Genomic DNA, 20,101 nt, shown 5'->3' on the forward strand with positions numbered 1-20,101 from the left:
CTATCGCCGATTCCGAAGAACCAGCCGCACTCGCCATCAAGCGCCCACACTTATCGGCTGTTAGTTTTTAAAGAGCACATCGCAAGACAAGCCTTACTTCAACTTCCGTCTTGCGTCGCTGCATCAGCAGCAGAGAAACGAGATTATGAAGAGCCGATGACATCTCCGCAAGCCCCTTTCGCAAATTATTTTTCTGCGCCCGCCAAACGCCGCTGGACGTACAAATAGCCAGACATGCAAACGCGGGAAGTCCCGACCGACTCCCCGCGCTCACCAACAGCCCGACGACTCAGCTTCCGAAAAACAGCGTGCAATAACTCGCGGGCCCGACGCAATCCGACGTAGACATCCACATCGAACCATGCTTCATCGACATCGGCTTGCGCATCGCGCCTGAACCCGACGCCGCGCCGCCGGCATGGGTGCCGCCGTACGCTTCATTCGCTTCGTTCGTGTTCCGCCGCGCGGCGACCTTCGCTTCCGCCGCCTGAATATCCGAGGGATAGTTGGCTTGCTCGCCCGTGGCCGGCGAATACCCCGCCTGTTCGAGCTGAACAAGCTCGGCCTTGACTTGTTCGCGCGTCAGAGGGGCGTTCTGGCTCTGCGCGAAAACGAACGTGGGTGCAGCGACCACGGCGACGGACACGACGATTTTGGCGATGGCGTTCATGATGTTCACTCCGACAGAAAAGGTTGACCGGATCGCACGCGATCCACGACCTCATCGAACGCACAGGGCCCTTGCGCGGCTTCGACTCACTCGACCTAGGTTTCAAGCGTAGAGGCTTCGATTGGTTAACCCGGGTACGCAGCGATCTATTCCCCCGTCGAAGCAGACTCTATAAGAAGAAAAAAGAAGGAAGCGCGGAGGATGAACCGGATGAGGAGTCCGGCAAGGCGCCAGCCAGCACCCGTCCACCGCGATCGTAATCGTGATGCAAAGCGCCGTGAAGATCATCGGCGCTCACGCAGCCCGTGCTCAATGCGCGTCCGGCACGAGATGCACGCGTTTCTCCGTTGCGGCTTCGACGGCCGAGCGCGAATACAGCAACGGGAAGTACTGCCCGTCGAGCCACATCTGCGCGAGATCCCGATAATGCGGGCTATCCGGATCGCCCGATTCGCCAGGCAGATTCACCGCACGCGAGTTGTCCCAGTTGCCGACATCGACGACCACACGAAACGACGGTCCGTTCGTCTCACGGAAGTCGCTCGCGCGATAGGTCGACTGATTCGGCGTGTAAGCGCTGCCGCCCTTTCCGATCGGCCCGACGTTCAGCTTCGCACGCATGTCCGCATCGACGACATCGGCCAGAGGATGCGCGTTGAGGTTCGTTTGCAGCTTGCCCCAACGCCACTGGGTTGCATCGGCGCCTTGCAGATGACGCATCTCCGCATAGGCATCGCGCAGACTCGAAAGCAGAACGGCATCGCGTTTGGCCGGCGCCTCGTCGCCGAAGCGCGTCTCGGGATGTTCGAGCGAATCGAGCATCACCGAGGTATCGGGTGCGCCGAACGACGCCGCCGCGTCCTTCGGCAACACCGCTTCCTTGAACGTGCGTCCGAGATGACGCGAGAACCATACTTCTTCGAGCGCGGCTTGCGGCGAACTCGCGCTCATGTGCGCGTCCCAGTCCTTGAGCATCGCGAGCGCGGCGCGTGTGTCTTCATCATCGCTCGAAAGCGGCGCGAGTAATGCGACGAGCCTGCGCGCCGGAATCGAAACGTCATCGTTCTGCAAGCGCTCGGAGTCTTCGATCGACACCCTCGGCAGCGATTTCAACACTTCGTCGATACGCTGATGCCGCGACCCGTTGGTCCATTCGAAGCCGAGCTTGCGCTCCGCATACGGATAACCCGCGGGCAGATTCATTTCGTTCGACGTGGTGAAATAAGCTTGCGCCGGGTTATAGACCGAAGGCATTGCATCGCGCGGCCAGAAGCCCGCCCATTCATAGCGGCCATCGCCGGGCACGGGCATGAGGCCGTCCCAATTCGGGCGTTTCGGCGCGAGGCCGCTCGGCACCCAGCCGATGTTTCCATCCTTGTCCGCATAGAGCTGATTCACAGTCGGCGCGCCCCATGTCGCAAGCGATGCCTTGAACTGCGCGTAATTCTTCGCGCGCATATAGCGCATCGAATCGAAATACGGCGACATGCCGGGCGACAGCCACGCCGTGCGCACGGCGAAGGCGCGATGCTTGCCTTCTTCCGTATAGATCACAGGACCGTGTCGCGTGTAAAGCAGATCGGCGGTGACGGGAGCGCCATTACGCACGGCGATCTGTTCACGCACGACGCGCATCGGCTCCCACTTGCCCTTATAACGATACTGCCGCGAATTCGCCGGATTCAACTCGTATACATAGAGATCTTCCTGATCGATGTTGAAGATCGTGAGTCCATAAGCGATCGAGCCGTTATGCCCGATCGAAATGCCTGGCGCCGAAGGTTCGCCCGCGCCGATGATATCGAGCGTCGGCGTGCTGATCTGCTGAATGTAGCGAAGGCTCGGCGCGGCATAAGCACGATGCGGATCGTTCGCCATGATCGCGCGGCCCGTCGCCGACTTCGATGGCGCGATCACCCAGTTGTTGCTGCCTTCGGTCACTTCCTCGGGATTCTCGGCTGCGGCGATCATCGTCGTCGATGCATCCGTGCTCTTCATCGACTCCTTCGTCACGCGCACGCCTTGTGTTGCGAGCGTAAAGACTTTGAGGACATCATCGGGAAGGCAGGGATCGAGGCCCGCGGGCATCTGCGCTTTCCACTGCGGCTGCAGTCCGAAACGCACGGTGTCCGCGTCGAGCGAGCTCTTGCACGTCACGCGTGCACGCGCGACTTCGCTTGTGAGATTTCGCGTGAGACCGTGGCTGCGAATACGCACGATATCGTCGGCGCTCCATTTCGCCGGCCAATAGCCGATCTTGCGAAACTCATAAGGCATGCGGTCCGGATGCGCGGCAAGCCAGTCGATATACGCATTCACGCCGGCTGCGTAGCGTGTCGCGGCAGGCTTCGCATCGGGACCATAGCGCTGCCATTCGGTCGCCATGTCGCCGCGATAAAGAAAGAGCCGCGTGGCCTTGTCCTGTTCCACATAAGCGGGACCGAAGACCTCCGAAAGCTCGCCGAGGCCGCGTCTGCGCCACAGATCGATCTGAAACATGCGGTCACGCGCGGCGTTGAAGCCTTGCACGAAGAAGGCGTCGCTATCGTTGACGGCGAAGATGTGCGGTACGCCCCAACGGTCGATCAGGATGTCCGACGGTTGCGAAAGACCGGCAACGGCAATCGTTTCATCGCCCGGTGTATCGGCGAATGCGATTCGCGCGTCGAGCGGTGCGATTAGAGATGCGCCGATCGTCAGCGCAATCAGGCGTTGTCCCTTTCTTCGATTCATCTTGGCGTCTCCGTTCTTATCAGTGTCGATTCCAGTCACACGAATATCGCACTGTAATTCGAATGCAGGAGACACGCAAAGGTTGTCGGCGGTTATTTAATTCGGACGCCGAATCTATTCGCGAAACGCTTTCACCCGAATGACGCCATTCTCGAACAGCGACTCGAGCTCACTCGTCCTGCCGCGGCTGCTCCTGCAAAGCCGTATCGCGGATGACTTCCGCGAACTTCTCCAACGCCTGCAGCGGACCACTCACGCTGTTGTATTCCTGCGTGCCGATCCGGCCTTCCAGCACCACTGAAAAGCCGCAGTCCTGCGCGATCTTCAAAAGATTGTCCATGTCGTAGTCGCCTCGTGTCGCTATCAGCGAAGCACACGTAATGCCTGCTCGCGCTTTCGTCTTACTTTCGCTCATGGCGTCGTTTTACGCCGGCGCATCTGCCCCCGCCTGTAATTTTTACTCGCGCCGTCTATCCTTGATTTGGCACACCCGCGTGCGACTCACCGCCGCTCTGCTTGACACCGACGAGCGGCCTCACGTATTGTTTGGTAGACCAACCAAGTAACGAATACTTCCACGGAGCGCGCCATGAGCCGCATCACCGCCATCCCGACCTGCTTGCTTTTCGCCACGGCGCTCGCGGCGTGCTCGCATCAGGACCGCGATATCTATCAGGGCTACGTGGAAGGTGAATTCGTCTACCTCGGCTCGTCGCAATCGGGCAAACTCACAGCGCTGTCCGTCGCGCGGGGGCAAACGTTGAAGGCGGGAACGAGCGCCTTCATGCTCGAATCGGCCGATGAAACCGCCGCCCTCGATCAGGCACAGCGTCAACTCACGGCCGCGCAGTCGCAACTCGAGGACATCCTCACGGGAAAGCGCGCACCGGAGGTCGCATCGGTGCGCGCGCAACTCGCGCAGGCACGCGCGAACGCTCGCAAGGCCGCGCTGCAACTGAGCCGCGATGAAGCGCAGTTCAGCGCGGGCGGCATCGCCAAAGGGCAGCTCGACGATTCGCGCGCGAATGCGGATGCCGCCGCCGCGCAAGTACGCGACCTCGCCGAACAGGTCGATATCGCACGCCTGCCGGGCCGTCCTCAACAGATCGCGGCGCAACGCGCGCAAGTCGCAGCCGCGCAAGCCTTTGTCGCTCAGGCGCAATGGAAGGTCGACCAAAAGCGCGTTGCGGCGCCTGCGGACGGGCTCGTGTACGACACGCTTTATCGTGTCGGCGAATGGGTACAGGCGGGCAGTCCGGTCGTGCAGATGTTGCCGCCGCAGAACGTGAAAGTGCGCTTCTTCGTTGCGGAAAACACGGTGGGTAGCCTCGCAACGGGGCGCGCGATATCGATTCATTGCGACGGCTGCACGGAAGACGTGCCCGCGAAAATCACCTACATCTCGAATCAGGCCGAATACACGCCGCCGGTCATCTATAGCAACGAGAATCGCTCGAAGCTCGTGTTCATGGTCGAAGCGCATCCTCAACCGGCCGATGCATCGAAGCTTCATCCGGGCCAACCCGTCGGCGTGAGGTTGCAATGAGTGTAACGAGCATGCAGGACACGCAATACGTCATCGACGTCCAGAATCTCAACAAGCACTTCGGCGACAAACACGTCGTCAACGATGTATCGCTGCAAGTCGCGCGCGGCGAGATCTTCGGCTTTCTCGGCCCGAACGGCAGCGGCAAGACAACATCCATCCGCCTGATGTGCGGCCTGCTCACCCCCGATTCGGGCAGCGGTACGTGCCTCGGCTACGACATCGTGCGCGAAAGCGAAGAGATCAAGCGCAACGTCGGCTATATGACGCAGCGCTTCTCGTACTGGGAAGACCTGACGATTCGCGAGAATCTCGACTTCGTCGCGCGCATCTATCAGATGAGCAATCGCCGCGAAACCGTGGATCGCGCGCTCGAAGCGCTCGGTCTGCAGAGCCGCGCGAGTCAGTTGACGGGCTCGCTCTCGGGCGGATGGAAGCAACGCCTCGCGCTCGCCGCATGCATGCTGCACGAGCCGAAGCTGCTCCTGCTCGATGAGCCGACCGCAGGCGTGGATCCCACCGCGCGCCGCGACTTCTGGGAGGAGTTGCATCGTCTCGCCGCGAAAGGCATTTCGGTGCTGGTGAGCACGCACTACATGGATGAAGCCGAGCGATGCCACAAGCTCGCGTATATCGCGTATGGCAAGCTGCTTGCGCAAGGCACCGCGAACGAAGTGATCGCATCGCAAAACCTCGCGACATGGAGCATTCACGGCGAGCATTTGAGCGAACTTTCCGAACGCTTGCGCAAGACGCCCAGCATCGATCAGACCGTCGTATTCGGCTCTGCGCTGCATGTGAGCGGCAGCGATCACGCTGCGCTCGAGGCGGCCGTGCGCGATGCGACAAAAGACGGCGCAACGCGCGCCGAGCCGATCGAAACCGGACTCGAAGATGTCTTCATCTATCTGATGAGCCGGTCGACCGACAACTTCAAGGTGACGTCATGAAGGCACGCGGCCCGCTCGCGATATTCGCGCGCTTCTCCGTGACGCGCTGGTGGAGCATCGTCATCAAGGAGTTCCTGCAATTGCGGCGCGACCGCATCACGTTCGGCATGATCGTCGGCTTGCCTATCGTGCAGCTCGCCCTCTTCGGCTACGCAATCAACACCGACCCGAAGCATCTGCCGACGGCCGTGATCGTCGGCGATCAGAGTCCGTTTTCGCGCAGCTTCATCGCGGCAATGGAGCACTCCGGTTATTTCGACATCGTCGAGACGCTGCCCGACGACGAAGCTGGCCGTCGCGCACTTGCGCAAGGCCGCGTGCTTTTCGTGCTGAACATTCCCGTCGACTTCTCGCGCAAGCTGTTGCGCGGCGAGCGGCCCGCGCTGCTCGTCGAGGCCGACGCGACCGATCCGAATGCGGTGAGCAAGGCGAGCAACGCGCTGACCATGCTCGTGCAGTCCGTTGCCGACAAGGACATCACCGGCCCGCTTGCTCGTTTGAACGCAACGCCCGCCCCATTCGACGTGCAGGTCCACAACCTCTACAACCCCGAAGGCATCACGCAATACAACGTCGTGCCCGGCTTGATGGGCGTGATTCTCACGATGACGCTCGTCATGATGACCGGCCTCGCGATGACGCGCGAACGCGAGCGCGGCACGATGGAAAACCTCCTTGCCACGCCCGTGCGTCCCGTCGAGGTGATGACGGGCAAGATCGTGCCTTACGTGTTCATCGGTCTCATTCAGGCGTCGATCATTCTCGCGGCCACGCGTTTCGTCTTCCATGTGCCGCTCGTCGGCAATCCGCTCGCGATCTATCTCGCCGCGCTGCTTTTCATCGCCGCGAATCTGACAGTGGGCATCACGCTGTCGTCGCTCGCGCAGAACCAACTTCAGGCAATGCAGCTCACCATGTTCTATTTCCTGCCGAACATCCTTCTCTCCGGCTTCATGTTTCCGTTCGCGGGCATGCCGGCGTGGGCGCAGTTCATCGGCAATTTGCTGCCGCTCACGTACTTCAATCGCCTGATACGCGGCATTCTTCTCAAGGGCAACGGCTGGGCGGACCTGTGGCCCGCGGTATGGCCGATGGCGCTCTTCACCGTCATCGTGATGGGCATTGCGTTGCGCTTCTATCGGCGCACGCTCGACTAGGGAAACATCGATGAAAAAGATTCTTCCCCTCTGCGCGCTCACGTTGTGCGGCTGCACTGTCGGCCCCGATTTTCATGCGCCTGCGCCGCCGGACCCGCAGACCTATGTCAAAACGCCGGTCGCGGTAAAGGACTTTCCCGCGGCCGATCATGCGCTGCCGCGCTGGTGGACGCAGTTCGGCTCCGATACGCTGAGCCGTCTCGTCGATCGCGCATTGAGCGACAGTCCCACGCTCGACGAGGCGCGGGCGAAGCTCGTGCAGGCGCGCGAGGACTATCGCACGCAGGCGGGCGCGACATACTTTCCCGTCTTCGATGCCTCGCTCTCCGGCTCGCGTCAAAAGGTCGATCCTGCTGCCTTCGGCGTGCCGATTCCGAGTCCGGGTCCGTTCACGCTTTATGATGCCTCGGTGAGCGTGTCTTACACGCTCGACTTCTTCGGCGGCGAGCGGCGCGCACTCGAAGCATTGCGTGCGCAAGTGGACTATCAGTCGTTCGAGCTCGATGCGGCGCGGCTTTCGATCGCGGGCAATGTCGTTGCCACCGCGATCCGGCGCGCTTCGTTGCAGCATCAGATCACGCTCACCGAAGGTCTCGTCGATGCACAGATGCGTCAACTGTCCATCATGGAAGGCCGCCTGAAGGCGGGCGGCGTCGCGCCGTTCGACGTGCGCAGCCAGCGCACGCTCGTCGAGCAGACGCGCGCCAGCCTTCCGTCGCTCGTCACGCAACGCGATCAGGCCGATCACCGGCTTGCAGTGTTGCTGGGCGTCGAGCCATCCAAGGCCGACTTCGATGCCCTCACGCTCGACTCGCTTCATGTTCCGGGCAACGTTCCGCTGACCTTGCCCTCGACGCTCGCACGCGAACGACCCGACATCCGCGCATCGGAAGCGTTGCTGCATCGGGCGAGCGCGAACGTCGGCGTGGCGACTGCCGACCTCTATCCGAAGTTCTCGCTCTCTGCGGGCGTGGGAAGCCAGCGCACGAACATCCACGACATGCTCAATAGCCTCAACGTGTGGAACGTCGGCCTGAATCTCACGCAGCCGCTATTTCATGGCGGCGAGCTGCGCGCGAGGAAGCGATCGTCCGAAGCGGCCTACGAAGCAGCCATGCAAGCCTATCGACAGACCGTGCTGGACGCGCTGCAACAAGTCGCCGATAGCCTGACCGCGCTTCAAAACGATGCCGATGCCCTGCACGCGCGCGAGATCGCGGCGAACGAAGCGCAAGCCAATCTCGACACAGCCAGCGCGCGCTTTACGGCGGGCGGTGTGAGCCGCTTCGATCTGCTCGACACACAACGTCAGGCGGTTCAGACGCAACTCGATTACGCGCTCGCGCACGCCAATCGTCTCTCGGACACCGCGGCACTTTTCCAGTCGCTGGGCGGCGCAGGCGAAGACACGAATGCAGCGAGCAAACCGGTTGCATCCGCAACTAATTAGCGAGCTTTCCGAGCCGATGCTTGAGCACCTTGCCGCTCGCGGACACGGGCAATGCATCGAGTATGCGGATAGAAGAAGGCCGCTTGTAGGGCGCGAGCCGCTCGCCGACCCACTCCGCGAGTTCGCTTTCGCTCGCCGTGCAGCCGGGCCTCAATTCGACGAACGCAAGCACGTCTTCATTGCCCTGCACGCTCCGTCCGATCACGGCGGAATGCAGCACGGCGGGATGACTGTTGAACGCCTGCTCCACTTCCGCGGGATACACGTTGAAACCCGAGCGGATGATCAACTCCTTGCTGCGCCCGACGATATACAGATTGCCCCTCTCGAAGCGCGCGAGATCGCCCGTCTTGAGCCAGCCGTCCTCCGTCACCGTGGCCGCCGTCTGCGCCGCATCGCGGTAATAGCCGAGCATCACGTTCGGCCCGCGCACCCATAGCTCGCCGGTATCGTCGGCGTCGCTTTGATGCGCGAGCGGCACGATGCGCGCCTCGACGCCTGGAATCAGCGGCCCGACGGACGAATCGGGCGCCGGTGCATCGAGCAGCGTGTTCGATACGGTCGGACTGCTCTCCGTCATGCCATAGCCGTTATGCAAGGGCACACCGTAGAACGCTTCGGCAGCGGCCTTGAGCGTCATGTCGAGAGGCGAGCCGCCGCAATAGACGAAGCGCAACGATGGCGCATTCAGGCCGCCGCGCGGCGTGAAATGATCGATCAGCTTCGCATGCATCGCGGGAACGCCTTGAAAGATCGTCATGCGTTCATCGCTGAGAACGCGTCCCGCGCGCGCGGGATCGAAACGCGCCGCAAGACGCAACGTCGCGCCCGCATACAGCGAACCGAGGCACATGGACGCAAGACCGAACACATGCGATACCGGCAGTACGGCATAGACGCGATCGCTGGTACCGACACGACGCAGCGTGCTGGATACTGCCGCGACGAACAGCAGATTACGATGCGACAGCATCACGCCCTTCGGCGCGCCGGTCGTTCCCGTCGTGTAGATGAGCGCCGCGCATTGCCTGTCCGATGACAGTCCGTGCGGCTCCTGCTGAGACGCGGCATCGATATCGCTTAACGCAAACGCGCCGATCGGCGTCGCATCGAGCGATTCGACCGAAGCGCCGTCACGTTGCGCGTGATGCGCGGCGTCGTCGGAAACATCGACGGTATAGAGCGCGATGCGTGGCTTCGCATGCGCGCGGATCGCATCGAGCTCGACTGCGGACAATCGCGCATTCACGATCAGCGCCCACGCATCGAGACGGCTCACGGCAAAAAGCGATGCGACGAGCAGGACGCTGTTCTCGCCGATCAGCATGACGCGATCGCCGGCGCGCACGCCCGCCGCACCGAGACGCGCGGCCAGCGCATCGATTGCATCGTCGAGTTGCGCATAAGTCAACGTGCGCGCGTCCTCATGCAACGCGATGTGATCGGGATGCGCCTTCGCACCGCGCGAGATGATCGCGTCGATGCGCGCGGGCAGCGACGCAATGAGCTTGTTCGTATCCATGTCGAGCGATATCGTTCGAGACCCTGAGGCCCGAATGATAAACGCTCATGCTCTATCCCGCGAAACGCGGCTCGGGAATGCCGCGCACGCCGAGGCCCGTCACCGCGAAAAGGCCGCCCTTGTCGCGCTCTTTCTGCGGAATGCCCCACATCGGGCGGCCCATCGTCGATACGTAGAGGATGTCGAGACTCGGTCCGCCGAACATCACGCTCGTCAGATTGCGCACGGGAAACGGCACGACGCGATCGAGTTTGCCATCGGGAGCGAAGCGCAGAATGCGTCCGCCGAAGACGAGAGCCGACCAGACATAGCCTTCTTCATCGACGGTTGCGCCATCGAACGTGCCGGCCATGTCGTGCGCCGATGCGAACAGGCGCTTGTTCGTCGCCGCGCCCGTTTCGATGTCGTAGTCGTAGGCGTACATCTCCTTGCTGTATGTGTCGGTGAAGTAGAAGGTTTTGTTGTCGGGGCTCCAGCATGGGCCGTTCGAACAACTGATGCCGCTGTCGAGCCGCGTGACCTGGCCATTCGTATCGAGCCGATACAGCCCGCCGCTGCGCGTCGAGCGCTGGCCGCGATCGGCATCGTAGCGGTCGAAGTCGTAGGACATGGTGCCCGCGATGAAGCGTCCACGGCGATCCACCTTTCCGTCATTGAACCGCGTCTCGGGATCGTCGCTTTCGGGATCGGCGATGAACTGCACGGTCTGCGCATCGAAGTCGTAGAAATGCAGGCCGTTCGCGAGCGCGACCACCGCGCCGCCCTGCTCGCGCAACGCCATCGAACCGATGTGACGCGGCACGAAATAGCGCTTCACGTCGCCGCCGTCAGCACGGCAGCTATAGATTTCCGCGGCCGTGCTGTCGATCCAGTAGAGCCGTTCCTCCTTCACATCCCATAGCGGTCCTTCGCCGAGATGATTGTTCGCATCGACCAGCAAGCGTACTTCGGGCATCGTCGTCTCCTTTGTTCAGGCTTCACCGTCCTCGATATCGCGCCGATGCGCGAGCAGCGCCATCAAACGCCGATCGCGCCAGCGGCTGCGTTCTTCGATCTTCTCGCGGGGCAGCACCGCGCGCCGTTCGGCATCGAGCTTGCCGAGCGTCTCGGCGGACCAGTCGAACGGCTTGCGTCCCGCAGCGATGCTCTTGTATGTGCCGCCGTAGCGCGCAGCGTAATCGGCCACGCCACCGGGCGCGTTGAGGTCGATCGTTTCGAACGGGCCCATGAACGACCAGCGCATCGCGAGTCCATCGCGTATCACGGTGTCGAGATCGGCGGCGCTCGCATAACCTTGTTCATAGAGACTCAACGCTTCGTCGAGCAACGCGCCTTGCAGACGATTGAGCAGAAAGCCCGAGATCTCGCGATTCACGGTGACGGGCTTTTGCTTCGCTCCTTCGTAGATGGCGCGTGCGCGTTCCATCGTGTCCTGCGAGGTCCACGGCGCGCCGCACAACTCGACGAGCGGCACCAGCGACGGCGGATTCACCGGATGCGCGACGAGACAGCGTGCGCGGCCTGCGATGCCTTCCGTGAAGGTCGATGCAGGCAATCCCGATGTCGAACTCGCGAGAATCGCGTCAGGCTTCGTGAGGCGGTCCAGTTCGATGAACAACGCGCGCTTCGCTTCCACCACTTCCGCGATGTTCTCCTGCACGAGATCGGCGTCGGCGACAGCATCGGCGAGATGTTCGCATGCGGTGATGCGGGCCACGATCGCATCGACGGCTTCATCGATCAGGTCGAACGACGCCAGATCCTCGACGCTTTCGCGGATCGCGGGAATCGCGCCGCCGAGCATGTCCTTCGATGCATCGTGGATCGTGACGTTGAAGCCGCTCTTCGCAAAGACGATCGCCCACGCGCGGCCGATACGGCCCGAACCGATCACCGCAATGTTGTTCGCTTGCATCTGCATCTGGTCCTCGTTCGAGTTGGTTTAGCCCTTCTTGTCCCGCAGCGTGATGACAGCCGCCAGCACGACGAGTCCGTTGATGATGTCGCGCACCGCGGGCGGCACCGTGGTTCCCGCAAGCAACGTCCCGAGCGCCGTAAGCAGCAGCGCGCCGCCGAACACGCCGAGATAGTGCCCGCGTCCACCGGTAATCAATGCGCCGCCGACGACAACCACTGCAATCGACGGCAGCAGATACGGATCGCCCATGCCGAGAAAAGCTTGCGAGCTGAACCCCGCGAGCAACAAGCCGACGATCGCGGAGCACAGACCCGACAGGCAATACACGGCGATGAGCGTCGTGCCCACGCGCACGCCCGACAGCTTCGCCGCGACCGGCGAATTGCCGACCGCATACACGCGCCGCCCAAACGGCGTGCGATGCAGGAGCAGCAACGCGATGACGAGAAACACCGGCACGCTCCACGCCGCGATCGACAGCGGACCGAAGCGTCCGTTGGTGAATTCGCTGATCGTCGACGGCGACCATCCTTGTGGCGAGCCATTGCAATAGATCAGCGTGAGGCCTTGCAGCAAACCGTTCGCCGCAAGCGTGACGACGATCGGCGGCAAGCCGAGCATCACGACGCCCACGCCATTGAACACGCCGACGAGCAGGCCGACCAGCAGCACCATCGGCACCGCCCACGCGGCCGCGCCGTTCACGCCGTGCGTGAGTCCGGTCAGCAACACGCCCGACAGCGTGATGAGCCAGGGCATCGACAAGTCGAGTCCGCCCGTCAGGATCACCGCGCCCTGGCCGAGGCCGAGTATCGCGAGAAACAAGGTCAGCGTGAGCAGGCTGCTATAGAAGTTCGCGCTGACGAGCACGCCCGGCCCATAGACAAAGCCCGTGATGACGACCACCGCGAAGAACAGCAGATAAGCCGGCACCACATACTTGACCCATTCGCGATTGCGCTCGATCCAGTCGGCGATCGGTCGTCCCTTCAGCTCCGTGTTTTCAACCGGACGATAATCGTCGACTTCGAACGCAACGCGCCGCGCATGCTTGTCGTCGCGTGCGCGCGTGCCCGTTCGCACCGCCTTGAGCCACTGCGCCGCGTGACGCGCGCATTCATGCGCCGCCGATTGCTTGCCGATCGACGAACCGAGCACCGCGAGAATCAGGATCACCGCTTCGGCTATCGTCGTGAAGAACGCCGATACGTTCAGCACGAGCAGAATGTTCACGGTGATCATCAGCGTCATTGCTGCGAACACGGTGCCGACGCAGCCGCCACGTCCGCCGCCGAGCAACGTGCCGCCGAGCACGACGGCCGTGAACATCGAGAGCAGCAGCGGACGGCCGACGAGCGGATCGGCCGAGCCCGTCTGTGCCGATACATACAGACCCGCCGCCGCGTAGAACATGCCAGCGAGCGCATACGTCGCGATGCGGTAGCGCGTGACCGGCATGCCGTTCGCATACGCGCCGTCGGCATCGCTGCCTAACGCGTACAGACCCACGCCGTAACGCGTGCGCTTGATGAACGACCAGATCAACAGCGCAAGAATCAGCAAGCCCGCCGACATCGGCATCTTGTCGGGGATGAGATCGGCGGTGAGCACCGCGCCGAACTGATCGCCGACGCTGCCGCCCGGCTTGTTCTGAATCAGCAGCGTCAAGCCTTGCACCATGAACATCGTCGCGAGCGTGACGACGATCGATTGCAAGCGAAACCATGCGATCAGCGCGCCGTTGACGAGGCCGATGCCGCCGCCGATCGCCAGAATCAGCGCGGCGCCGCCCCATTGTTCGACGGGCGATCCTTGCACGAAGCGCACGGCAAGCACGTTCGCGAGCGACACGACCGCCGAGGCCGACAGATCGAATCCGCCCGACAGCACGACGATGGTCTGCCCGATCGCCGCGAGCGCGAGTGTAGTTGCGCTCGAAATTACCGATCCGATGTCGTAGAGCCCGACAGGCGTCGCGGACAGCGAAACCCATCCGGCGAGCATCGCAAGCAACGCACTGATCGCGATGATGAGTCCGCGATGATGATCGATGCGCGCGCCAAATCCCACGCGCGCGCCCGGCCGCACGACCTCGCTTTCGGGCGACGCAACGGCTATCTTCATGAGCAACCTCTCAACTGGAAAGCATCTTGCGCATCACGTTTTCTTCGGTCAGCGCGTCGCCGCTCAACTCGCCGGCGTTGCGTCCGCGATACATCACCGACACGCGGTCGCACACGTTGACGAGCTCGGGCACGTCCGTCGAATAGAAAAGCACGGAGCCACCCGCCGCGGCGAATGCACGCATCAGCACGAAGATCTGATGCTTGGTGCCGACGTCGATGCCGCGCGTCGGATCGAACATGAGCCACACGCGGCTTTGCGTGAGCAGCCACTTGGCCATCGCGATCTTCTGCTGATTGCCGCCGGAGAACGACAGACACGGCTTGTACAGCGCGCGCGGATTCACCTCCATCTGCGCAAGCGAGCGACGAATCGCGGCCTGCTCGCGCTTGCGATCGATGAGGCCGAAGCGCGCATAGCGGCCGATCACGGGAAGCGACACATTCTCGCCGCCGGGCAAGCGCAGGAACAGGCCTTCGGTCTTGCGGTCTTCGGGCAGAAAGCTCGTCGATACGCCGGCCTTCAGCGAATCCGCCGTCGATGTCAGCGTCACCGGTTTGCCGTCGATGCGAATCTCGCCATCGTCGATGTAAGTGGCACCGAACAGCGCCTCGAACAGCTCGCGTTGCCCCATCCCCTGCAGCGCTGCGATGCCGTGCACTTCGCCCGGCTTCACGGCGAGATCGAAATCGGCGACGACGCCATCGACGCGAACGTTGCGCGTCTCGATCGCCGGCGTCGCGTCGCTTTGTACCGTCGTGATCTTGGGCGGATACTTCGCCTCCATCGAACGCCCGATGACGAGTCGAATTACTTCGTCATCCGATATATCCGCAGCGTCGAACGCGCCCACATCTCGGCCATTGCGATACACCGTGAGGCTGTCGCAGAACTCGCGCACTTCCTGCATGCGATGCGAGATGAACACGAAAGTCACGCCGCTCGCCTTCAGTTCGTCGATGCGCCGTGAGAGCCACGCGACATCGCGTCCCGACAGCGCGGACGTCGGTTCGTCGAGCAACAGCACTTTCGGCTTGCGCACGATGGCCTTCGCAATCTCGATCTTCTGCCGCACCGGCAACGAAAGATCGCGAATATAAGCGCCGGGACGCACATCGGACAGTTCGAGCCTGTCGAGCCATTCCGCTGCTTGCCGCTGCGCGTCGCGCTTTCTGATGCGCCCGAGAAAACCCGTCGGCTCGTACGACATCAATAGGTTCTGCGCGACCGTGAGATCGCGCACGAGCGTCATCTCCTGAAACGCCGTCTGCACGCCCGCGCGATGCGCGTCCTTCGGGCTCTTCATCGTCACGTCGCTGCCCATTACGCGGATGCTGCCCGCATCCGGCTGCATCAATCCGGACAGCAGCTTGACCGTGGTGGACTTTCCCGCGCCGTTCTCGCCGAGCAGCGCATGCACCGCGCCGCGCTTCACCGAGAACGACGCGCCATCGAGCGCGACGGTCGCGCCGAAGCGCTTCGTCACCTTCGACAGATCGATCGCCAATGATGCGTCGTTCATCGCGCCGCCTCAGTCCTGATTGCCCGTCAAGGCCGCATTGAAGCCGACTTCCTTCGTCTCTTCGGAGTAGATGTCCGCGAACCAGCCCGGCGGCACCTTGTCCGGCGGGAACGCGGTGCAGCCCGCCTTCAGTTCGTCGATGCTGCCCGTCTTGCACAGCTTCGATTCCGAGGTCAGCACAAGCGGCAGCTTGAGCGTCACGCGCGCCGGAAAGTCGCCGCCGTCGAGCTTCTTCACGGCCATCTTGAGCGCCATCGCGCCCGAGTACGGAGGCGCGCCGTAAGAGATCGAGCGATAGCCGATCGAGCGATAACCGCCCTGTCCCTTCACTTCGCCCGGCGGCAGCATCTGCACGCGATGGCCGTTAGACGATTCGCCCGCGCACGGCTTGATCTTGTCGTCGGCAATGCCCGCTTCGAGCTGCATCGACGCCGCCGTGAAGCAGCCGACCTGCATCCACAGGCCGTCGATCTTGTCCCAGCTGTTCGTCGCGAGAATCTTCGAAAGCTCGGTCTTCGCGGTCGCCTGACTCCACATGCCCGTTCCTTCCGCGACGATCTTGATGTCCGGATACTTCGCGAACACGGCCTTCGCCGCCTCGGTGCGTGCGCGATCGACCGACGTGCCCGGCACGCCCGTGATCATCACGACATTGCCCTTGCCGTTGATGGTCTTCGCGAGCCATTCCGCGGTGACGGTGCCCGCCTGATGCTGATCGATCGTCACGTTATGCGCGCACGGCTCGGTGACTTCTCCGTCATACGCCGCGACGACGACGCCCTTCGAGCACGCGTTCTTGATCGCGCGATTGAGCGCCGTCGGCGAGATCGGATAGATGACGATGGCCTTCGCGCCTGCCTGCACCATCGAGTTGATCTGCTGAATCTGCTTCTGCGCATCGGTGCCCGCGACCTGCACTTCGAGATCGACCTTGTCTTTCAGCCCCGGCGTATTGGCCATCGCCTTGACCATGTTCGCGGCTTCGGTTTGCCAGTCGTTGCCGACATAGCTCATCGACAAAAAGATCTTGTATTTGCCGGCCGCGTGCGCCGTGCCCGATACGGCGAGCGCCGCCGCGAACGCGAGGCCGAGCGCTGCCCGTCCCGCATGACGAATCGACTGCGTCAATGCTTTCATGTCTTCCTCCGGTATTCGTATGGTTATGAAGCGGGCGCTTCTAACTTCGGATGTGCGGCAGACGAGCGCTCGCGGGCAGAGCGATGCCCGCGCTGCCGGGCACGACATTCGGGTCGTGTCCGGGTATGACGAAATCGGCGATCTGACGGATGCGCGACAACGAGCCGATCTCCGCCAGCGTTTCATGCACGATGCCCACTGGAACGAGATCGACGATGTTCTCCATGCAGTTCGCGCAATCGCCGGCGATCAGCACGACACCTTCTTCCGTGTCGACCGCGACGGACTGATGCCCCGGCGTATGACCCGGCGTCGGCACGACGCGCACGCCGGGCACGATATCGGTCACGCCGTTCACGAACTGCCACCGAAAATACGCGAGCGGCTCGCGGCCGATCAGAAACTCCTGGTAATACGTGGCCTGCGTCGGCAGCGGATGACCCGCGTATTCCCACTCGGCCGCCTGCACGATGAAGCGCGCATTCTTGAAAAGCGTGTTGCCGCCGGAATGGTCGTAATGCAGATGCGTGTTGATGACGATATCGACCTCGTCCGCGCTCCAGCCGACATACTCCTTCAACGCGCGTTCGAGCTTTTCCTCCGGCGCCTGATCGCATGGGCACACGAAGTTCGACACCCAGCCTGGATCGTGTATGCCCGTATCGACGACGATCTTCTTCTGCGCGCCGACAATCGCCGTCGACCATACGGGCACCTTCATCTGCTGGCCGAAGTAGCGGCCATACACTTGCGATGAGCGATCGACGGTGAGCCAGCCCGTCGGCATCGCGACTACCTTCAGCTTCGTGCTCACGATGCCCTCCGCTATCAGAAGTTGGTATCGCTCGCGCCTTTGAGCTTGAGCATCTCGCGTGCTTCGGCGGGCGTCGCGATATCGAGGGACAGTCCTTCGATCACCTGGCGAATCTTCTTCACCTGCGCCGCGCTCGATTCGGCGAGCTTGCCCGGCTCGATCCACAACGAGTCTTCGAGGCCGACACGCACGTTCGATCCCTGCGCGACGCCCATCGAGCCGAGCGGAATCTGATGACGTCCCGCGCCGAGAATCGACCATACATAGTCGTCGCCGAAGAGACGATCCGCCGTGCGCTTCATATGCGCCAGATCTTCGGGATGCGGCCCGATGCCACCGAGCAAGCCAAAAACGCTCTGCACGAAGAACGGCGGCTTGACGAGCCCGCGATCGACGAAGTGCGCGAGGTTGTACAGGTGCGAGATGTCGTAGCACTCATGCTCGAAGCGCGTACCGTTATCGCTGCACGACGTGAGGATGTATTCGATATCCGCGAACGTGTTCTTGAACACGAGATCGCGGCTGTTTTCCAGATGCTTGCGCTCCCACTCGTACTTGAATTCCTTGAAGCGATCGAGCATCGGGTACAGGCCGAAGTTCATCGATCCCATGTTGAGCGACGCCACTTCCGGCTTGAAGTGATGCGCGGGCTTCAATCGCTCCGCGACGGTCATGTGCGGGCTGCCGCCCGTCGTGATGTTGATGACCGCATCGGTTTCCGCCTTGATGCGCGGCAGAAACTCCTGAAACACGGCGGGATCCTGCGTCGGATGACCATCGTTCGGGTCGCGTGCATGCAGGTGCAGAATGGCGGCGCCTTCCTTTGCAGCCGCGAGCGCGGCATCGCCGATCTGCTGCGGCGTGAGCGGAAGATACGGCGACATCGAAGGCGTATGGATCGCGCCCGTCGGCGCGCAGGTGATGATGACCTTGCGTTTCGTTGCCATGTGCTCCTCGTTCTATTAAAGGACTTCGACGTTGCCGCAGACGGAGATCGCCTGTCCCGAGATGCCGCTGCCCGCGGGCGAGCACAGGAAGAGCGCCGTGGCCGCGACTTCCTCGGGCGTCGTCATGCGGCGCAGCGAAATCTTCGCGAGATATTGCTTCTCCATCTCTTCATAGGAGACGTTCAGTTGCTTCGCGCGCGCCGCGATCACGCGCTCGATGCGCGGCCCTTTCACGATGCCCGGCTGGATCGCATTGACGCGAATGTTCGACGGCCCGAGCTCGATAGCCAGGCTCTTCGTCATGCCGACGACGGCCCACTTCGTCGCGGCATAAGGCGTGCGAAACGCGTAGCCGAGCCGTCCCGCCACCGACGACAGCGCGATGATCGCCCCGCCGCCATTCGCCTTGCGCAAGAGCGGCACCGCGCGGCGCGCGAAGTAGAACTGCGCGTTCAGATTCACATCGACGGTCTGTTCCCATTCGTTCGCATCGAGCTCGTCGATGCCGCCCGTCGGCCCCGCGATGCCCGCGTTGTTCACGAGCACATCGAGTCCGCCGAGCTCGCGTTCCACATCGACGAATACGCGCTCGACCGCTTCCTTGTCCGCTACGTCCGCGAGCGTCGACGTGATCGCATTGCACTCCGCGCTCGCTTCGGCTTTCGCCAATGCGTCGATTGCTTCGGGACTCGCATCGCAGACGTGCACGCGCGCGCCTGCATCGATGAACGCGCGCGCTATCACGAGCCCGATGCCCGATGCGCCGCCCGTGATGAGCACGCGCAATCCCGCGTGCGGTTTCAGCATCTGAAGAACCGTCATCCATGTCTCCGTTGTTGTTATGCGTGTCAGGCGCTTGCCTTGTTGCTTAGTTCGCCGCTTTGCAAACGCTCTTGCAGATCGGCGGCCGCATCGCCGATGTCTTCCTCGATGCCGGCGCGCGCGCCTTCGCCATCGCCGCGCCAGAGCGCTTCGACGATATGACGATGCGCCGCCATCGAACGGCGCATATGCGGAATGTCGGGCGCGACGAGATTCAGGAACGGGCCGATGCGCATCCAGAGGTTCTGGATGGTCGCGAGCGTGAGATCGCTCGCGCCGTGCGTGTAAATGGCGATATGAAATTCGAAGTTGCTGCGCAGATACGCGGGCACGTCGCCCGCTTCGACGTGTGCGTCCATCGTGTCGAAGATGGCCTGCAGCGCGTCGAGATGCGCGCGTGTCATGCGCGACGCCGCGCGTTTGGCGACCGCGCCTTCCAGTGCGATGCGAACGTCCCGCAACTCATCGAGGAGTTCGAGCGTCATCGGCGGAACCATCAGCGCGCGGCCGGGACCGTCGATCAATGCGCCTTCCGCCTGCAAGCGCGTGAGCGCGGCGCGCACGGGCATGGTCGACGAGCCGACCGCTTCCGCGACGCTGCGCAAGCTGAGCAACTGCCCAGGCGCGAAGCGGCCGGTCATGATCGCCTGCCTCAATTGCGCATGAACGCGGCCGGCCATGGTTTCGCGTGCAACTAATTCGAGCGCGGGTAAGTCCGTCGTCGAGCGTGTCGCCAACTTTTGCCTCCGTTCTTTCGTTCGGCTGCTGCGATGCTTTCGATTGGTGTGA

General features: G+C 62.5%; 18 protein-coding genes. 5 read left to right on the forward strand and 13 right to left on the reverse strand.

The window, feature by feature from the left end:
- Positions 1-228, forward strand: a 228-nt coding sequence (locus NCS00_RS19360) for a hypothetical protein (protein WP_250436099.1), incomplete at its 5' end; no start/stop codon positions are given.
- 61 nt (positions 229-289) lie between these two features.
- Here the strand turns inward: NCS00_RS19360 and NCS00_RS19365 are convergent.
- The 3 genes from NCS00_RS19365 to NCS00_RS19375 form a co-directional block, all read right to left on the reverse strand.
- The gene (locus NCS00_RS19365; protein ID WP_250440757.1) at positions 290-670 is read right to left on the reverse strand and encodes a DUF4148 domain-containing protein; all 381 of its coding nucleotides are present in this window, start codon (positions 668-670) and stop codon (positions 290-292) included.
- Positions 671-979: 309 nt separating this feature from the next.
- Positions 980-3,403: a penicillin acylase family protein gene (locus NCS00_RS19370; protein WP_250440758.1), complete on the reverse strand. Its 2,424-nt coding sequence runs from the start codon at positions 3,401-3,403 to the stop codon at positions 980-982.
- A 169-nt stretch (positions 3,404-3,572) separates the two neighbouring features.
- Positions 3,573-3,743, reverse strand: a complete 171-nt coding sequence (locus tag NCS00_RS19375; RefSeq protein WP_008354446.1) for a hypothetical protein — start codon at positions 3,741-3,743, stop codon at positions 3,573-3,575.
- A gap of 249 nt (positions 3,744-3,992) precedes the next feature.
- On the opposite strand from NCS00_RS19375, the gene NCS00_RS19380 reads away from it, so the two are divergent.
- The 4 genes from NCS00_RS19380 to NCS00_RS19395 are packed head-to-tail and all read left to right on the forward strand — an operon-like array spanning position 3,993 to position 8,506.
- A complete protein-coding gene (locus tag NCS00_RS19380; RefSeq protein ID WP_175982881.1) occupies positions 3,993-4,949 on the forward strand; it encodes an HlyD family secretion protein in 957 nt (318 codons plus the stop codon).
- On the forward strand, positions 4,946-5,899 hold the full coding sequence (locus tag NCS00_RS19385) for an ABC transporter ATP-binding protein (protein ID WP_502801589.1): 954 nt from the start codon (positions 4,946-4,948) through the stop codon (positions 5,897-5,899). Before NCS00_RS19380 ends, NCS00_RS19385 begins: the two co-directional genes overlap by 4 nt.
- Positions 5,896-7,056 carry an ABC transporter permease gene (locus NCS00_RS19390; RefSeq protein ID WP_250440759.1) on the forward strand — a complete coding sequence of 387 codons (1,161 nt, stop codon included), beginning with the start codon at positions 5,896-5,898 and terminating at the stop codon, positions 7,054-7,056. Before NCS00_RS19385 ends, NCS00_RS19390 begins: the two co-directional genes overlap by 4 nt.
- Positions 7,057-7,066: 10 nt before the next feature.
- On the forward strand, positions 7,067-8,506 hold the full coding sequence (locus NCS00_RS19395; protein ID WP_250440760.1) for an efflux transporter outer membrane subunit: 1,440 nt from the start codon (positions 7,067-7,069) through the stop codon (positions 8,504-8,506).
- On the opposite strand, the gene NCS00_RS19400 is transcribed toward NCS00_RS19395, so the two are convergent.
- The 10 genes from NCS00_RS19400 to NCS00_RS19445 are packed head-to-tail and all read right to left on the reverse strand — an operon-like array spanning position 8,499 to position 19,992.
- Complete coding sequence (locus NCS00_RS19400) at positions 8,499-10,028, reverse strand: class I adenylate-forming enzyme family protein (RefSeq protein WP_250440761.1); 1,530 nt, start codon at positions 10,026-10,028, stop codon at positions 8,499-8,501. The two genes, NCS00_RS19395 and NCS00_RS19400, sit on opposite strands and share 8 nt — an antisense overlap.
- 52 nt (positions 10,029-10,080) lie before the next feature.
- Positions 10,081-10,983 carry an SMP-30/gluconolactonase/LRE family protein gene (locus tag NCS00_RS19405; RefSeq protein WP_250436106.1) on the reverse strand — a complete coding sequence of 301 codons (903 nt, stop codon included), beginning with the start codon at positions 10,981-10,983 and terminating at the stop codon, positions 10,081-10,083.
- Positions 10,984-10,998: 15 nt separating this feature from the next.
- A complete protein-coding gene (locus tag NCS00_RS19410; RefSeq protein WP_175982877.1) occupies positions 10,999-11,943 on the reverse strand; it encodes a 3-hydroxyacyl-CoA dehydrogenase in 945 nt (314 codons plus the stop codon).
- A 27-nt stretch (positions 11,944-11,970) separates the two neighbouring features.
- A complete protein-coding gene (locus NCS00_RS19415) occupies positions 11,971-14,070 on the reverse strand; it encodes an ABC transporter permease subunit (protein ID WP_008354431.1) in 2,100 nt (699 codons plus the stop codon).
- A gap of 10 nt (positions 14,071-14,080) precedes the next feature.
- Positions 14,081-15,592: a sugar ABC transporter ATP-binding protein gene (locus NCS00_RS19420; protein ID WP_250440762.1), complete on the reverse strand. Its 1,512-nt coding sequence runs from the start codon at positions 15,590-15,592 to the stop codon at positions 14,081-14,083.
- A 9-nt stretch (positions 15,593-15,601) separates the two neighbouring features.
- Positions 15,602-16,729 (reverse strand): sugar ABC transporter substrate-binding protein, encoded by a 1,128-nt coding sequence (locus NCS00_RS19425; protein WP_008354427.1) that lies wholly within the window; start codon positions 16,727-16,729, stop codon positions 15,602-15,604.
- Positions 16,730-16,769: 40 nt separating this feature from the next.
- On the reverse strand, positions 16,770-17,543 hold the full coding sequence (locus NCS00_RS19430) for an N-acyl homoserine lactonase family protein (RefSeq protein WP_008354426.1): 774 nt from the start codon (positions 17,541-17,543) through the stop codon (positions 16,770-16,772).
- A 14-nt stretch (positions 17,544-17,557) separates the two neighbouring features.
- On the reverse strand, positions 17,558-18,490 hold the full coding sequence (kce, locus tag NCS00_RS19435; protein WP_008354425.1) for a 3,5-dioxohexanoate:acetyl-CoA acetone transferase: 933 nt from the start codon (positions 18,488-18,490) through the stop codon (positions 17,558-17,560).
- Between the two features lie 15 nt (positions 18,491-18,505).
- Positions 18,506-19,312, reverse strand: a complete 807-nt coding sequence (locus NCS00_RS19440; protein WP_250440763.1) for an SDR family oxidoreductase — start codon at positions 19,310-19,312, stop codon at positions 18,506-18,508.
- A 26-nt stretch (positions 19,313-19,338) separates the two neighbouring features.
- Positions 19,339-19,992 carry a GntR family transcriptional regulator gene (locus NCS00_RS19445; RefSeq protein WP_008354423.1) on the reverse strand — a complete coding sequence of 218 codons (654 nt, stop codon included), beginning with the start codon at positions 19,990-19,992 and terminating at the stop codon, positions 19,339-19,341.
- Positions 19,993-20,101 lie beyond the last annotated feature (109 nt).

It is taken from the genome of Caballeronia sp. AZ1_KS37, assembly GCF_023631165.1.
In the GTDB taxonomy this organism is placed as follows: domain Bacteria; phylum Pseudomonadota; class Gammaproteobacteria; order Burkholderiales; family Burkholderiaceae; genus Caballeronia; species Caballeronia zhejiangensis.

Coding starts and splice junctions, on each gene's coding strand:
- NCS00_RS19445 (WP_008354423.1), bottom strand. CDS start 19,992: ATGGCCGGCCGCGTTCATGCGCAATTGAGGCAGGCGATCATGACCGGC.
- NCS00_RS19420 (WP_250440762.1), bottom strand. CDS start 15,592: ATGAACGACGCATCATTGGCGATCGATCTGTCGAAGGTGACGAAGCGC.
- NCS00_RS19375 (WP_008354446.1), bottom strand. CDS start 3,743: ATGGACAATCTTTTGAAGATCGCGCAGGACTGCGGCTTTTCAGTGGTG.
- kce (WP_008354425.1), bottom strand. CDS start 18,490: ATGGCAACGAAACGCAAGGTCATCATCACCTGCGCGCCGACGGGCGCG.
- NCS00_RS19440 (WP_250440763.1), bottom strand. CDS start 19,312: ATGACGGTTCTTCAGATGCTGAAACCGCACGCGGGATTGCGCGTGCTC.
- NCS00_RS19370 (WP_250440758.1), bottom strand. CDS start 3,403: ATGAATCGAAGAAAGGGACAACGCCTGATTGCGCTGACGATCGGCGCA.
- NCS00_RS19385 (WP_502801589.1), top strand. CDS start 4,946: ATGAGTGTAACGAGCATGCAGGACACGCAATACGTCATCGACGTCCAG.
- NCS00_RS19390 (WP_250440759.1), top strand. CDS start 5,896: ATGAAGGCACGCGGCCCGCTCGCGATATTCGCGCGCTTCTCCGTGACG.
- NCS00_RS19415 (WP_008354431.1), bottom strand. CDS start 14,070: ATGAAGATAGCCGTTGCGTCGCCCGAAAGCGAGGTCGTGCGGCCGGGC.
- NCS00_RS19395 (WP_250440760.1), top strand. CDS start 7,067: ATGAAAAAGATTCTTCCCCTCTGCGCGCTCACGTTGTGCGGCTGCACT.
- NCS00_RS19380 (WP_175982881.1), top strand. CDS start 3,993: ATGAGCCGCATCACCGCCATCCCGACCTGCTTGCTTTTCGCCACGGCG.
- NCS00_RS19405 (WP_250436106.1), bottom strand. CDS start 10,983: ATGCCCGAAGTACGCTTGCTGGTCGATGCGAACAATCATCTCGGCGAA.
- NCS00_RS19400 (WP_250440761.1), bottom strand. CDS start 10,028: ATGGATACGAACAAGCTCATTGCGTCGCTGCCCGCGCGCATCGACGCG.
- NCS00_RS19410 (WP_175982877.1), bottom strand. CDS start 11,943: ATGCAAGCGAACAACATTGCGGTGATCGGTTCGGGCCGTATCGGCCGC.
- NCS00_RS19365 (WP_250440757.1), bottom strand. CDS start 670: ATGAACGCCATCGCCAAAATCGTCGTGTCCGTCGCCGTGGTCGCTGCA.
- NCS00_RS19425 (WP_008354427.1), bottom strand. CDS start 16,729: ATGAAAGCATTGACGCAGTCGATTCGTCATGCGGGACGGGCAGCGCTC.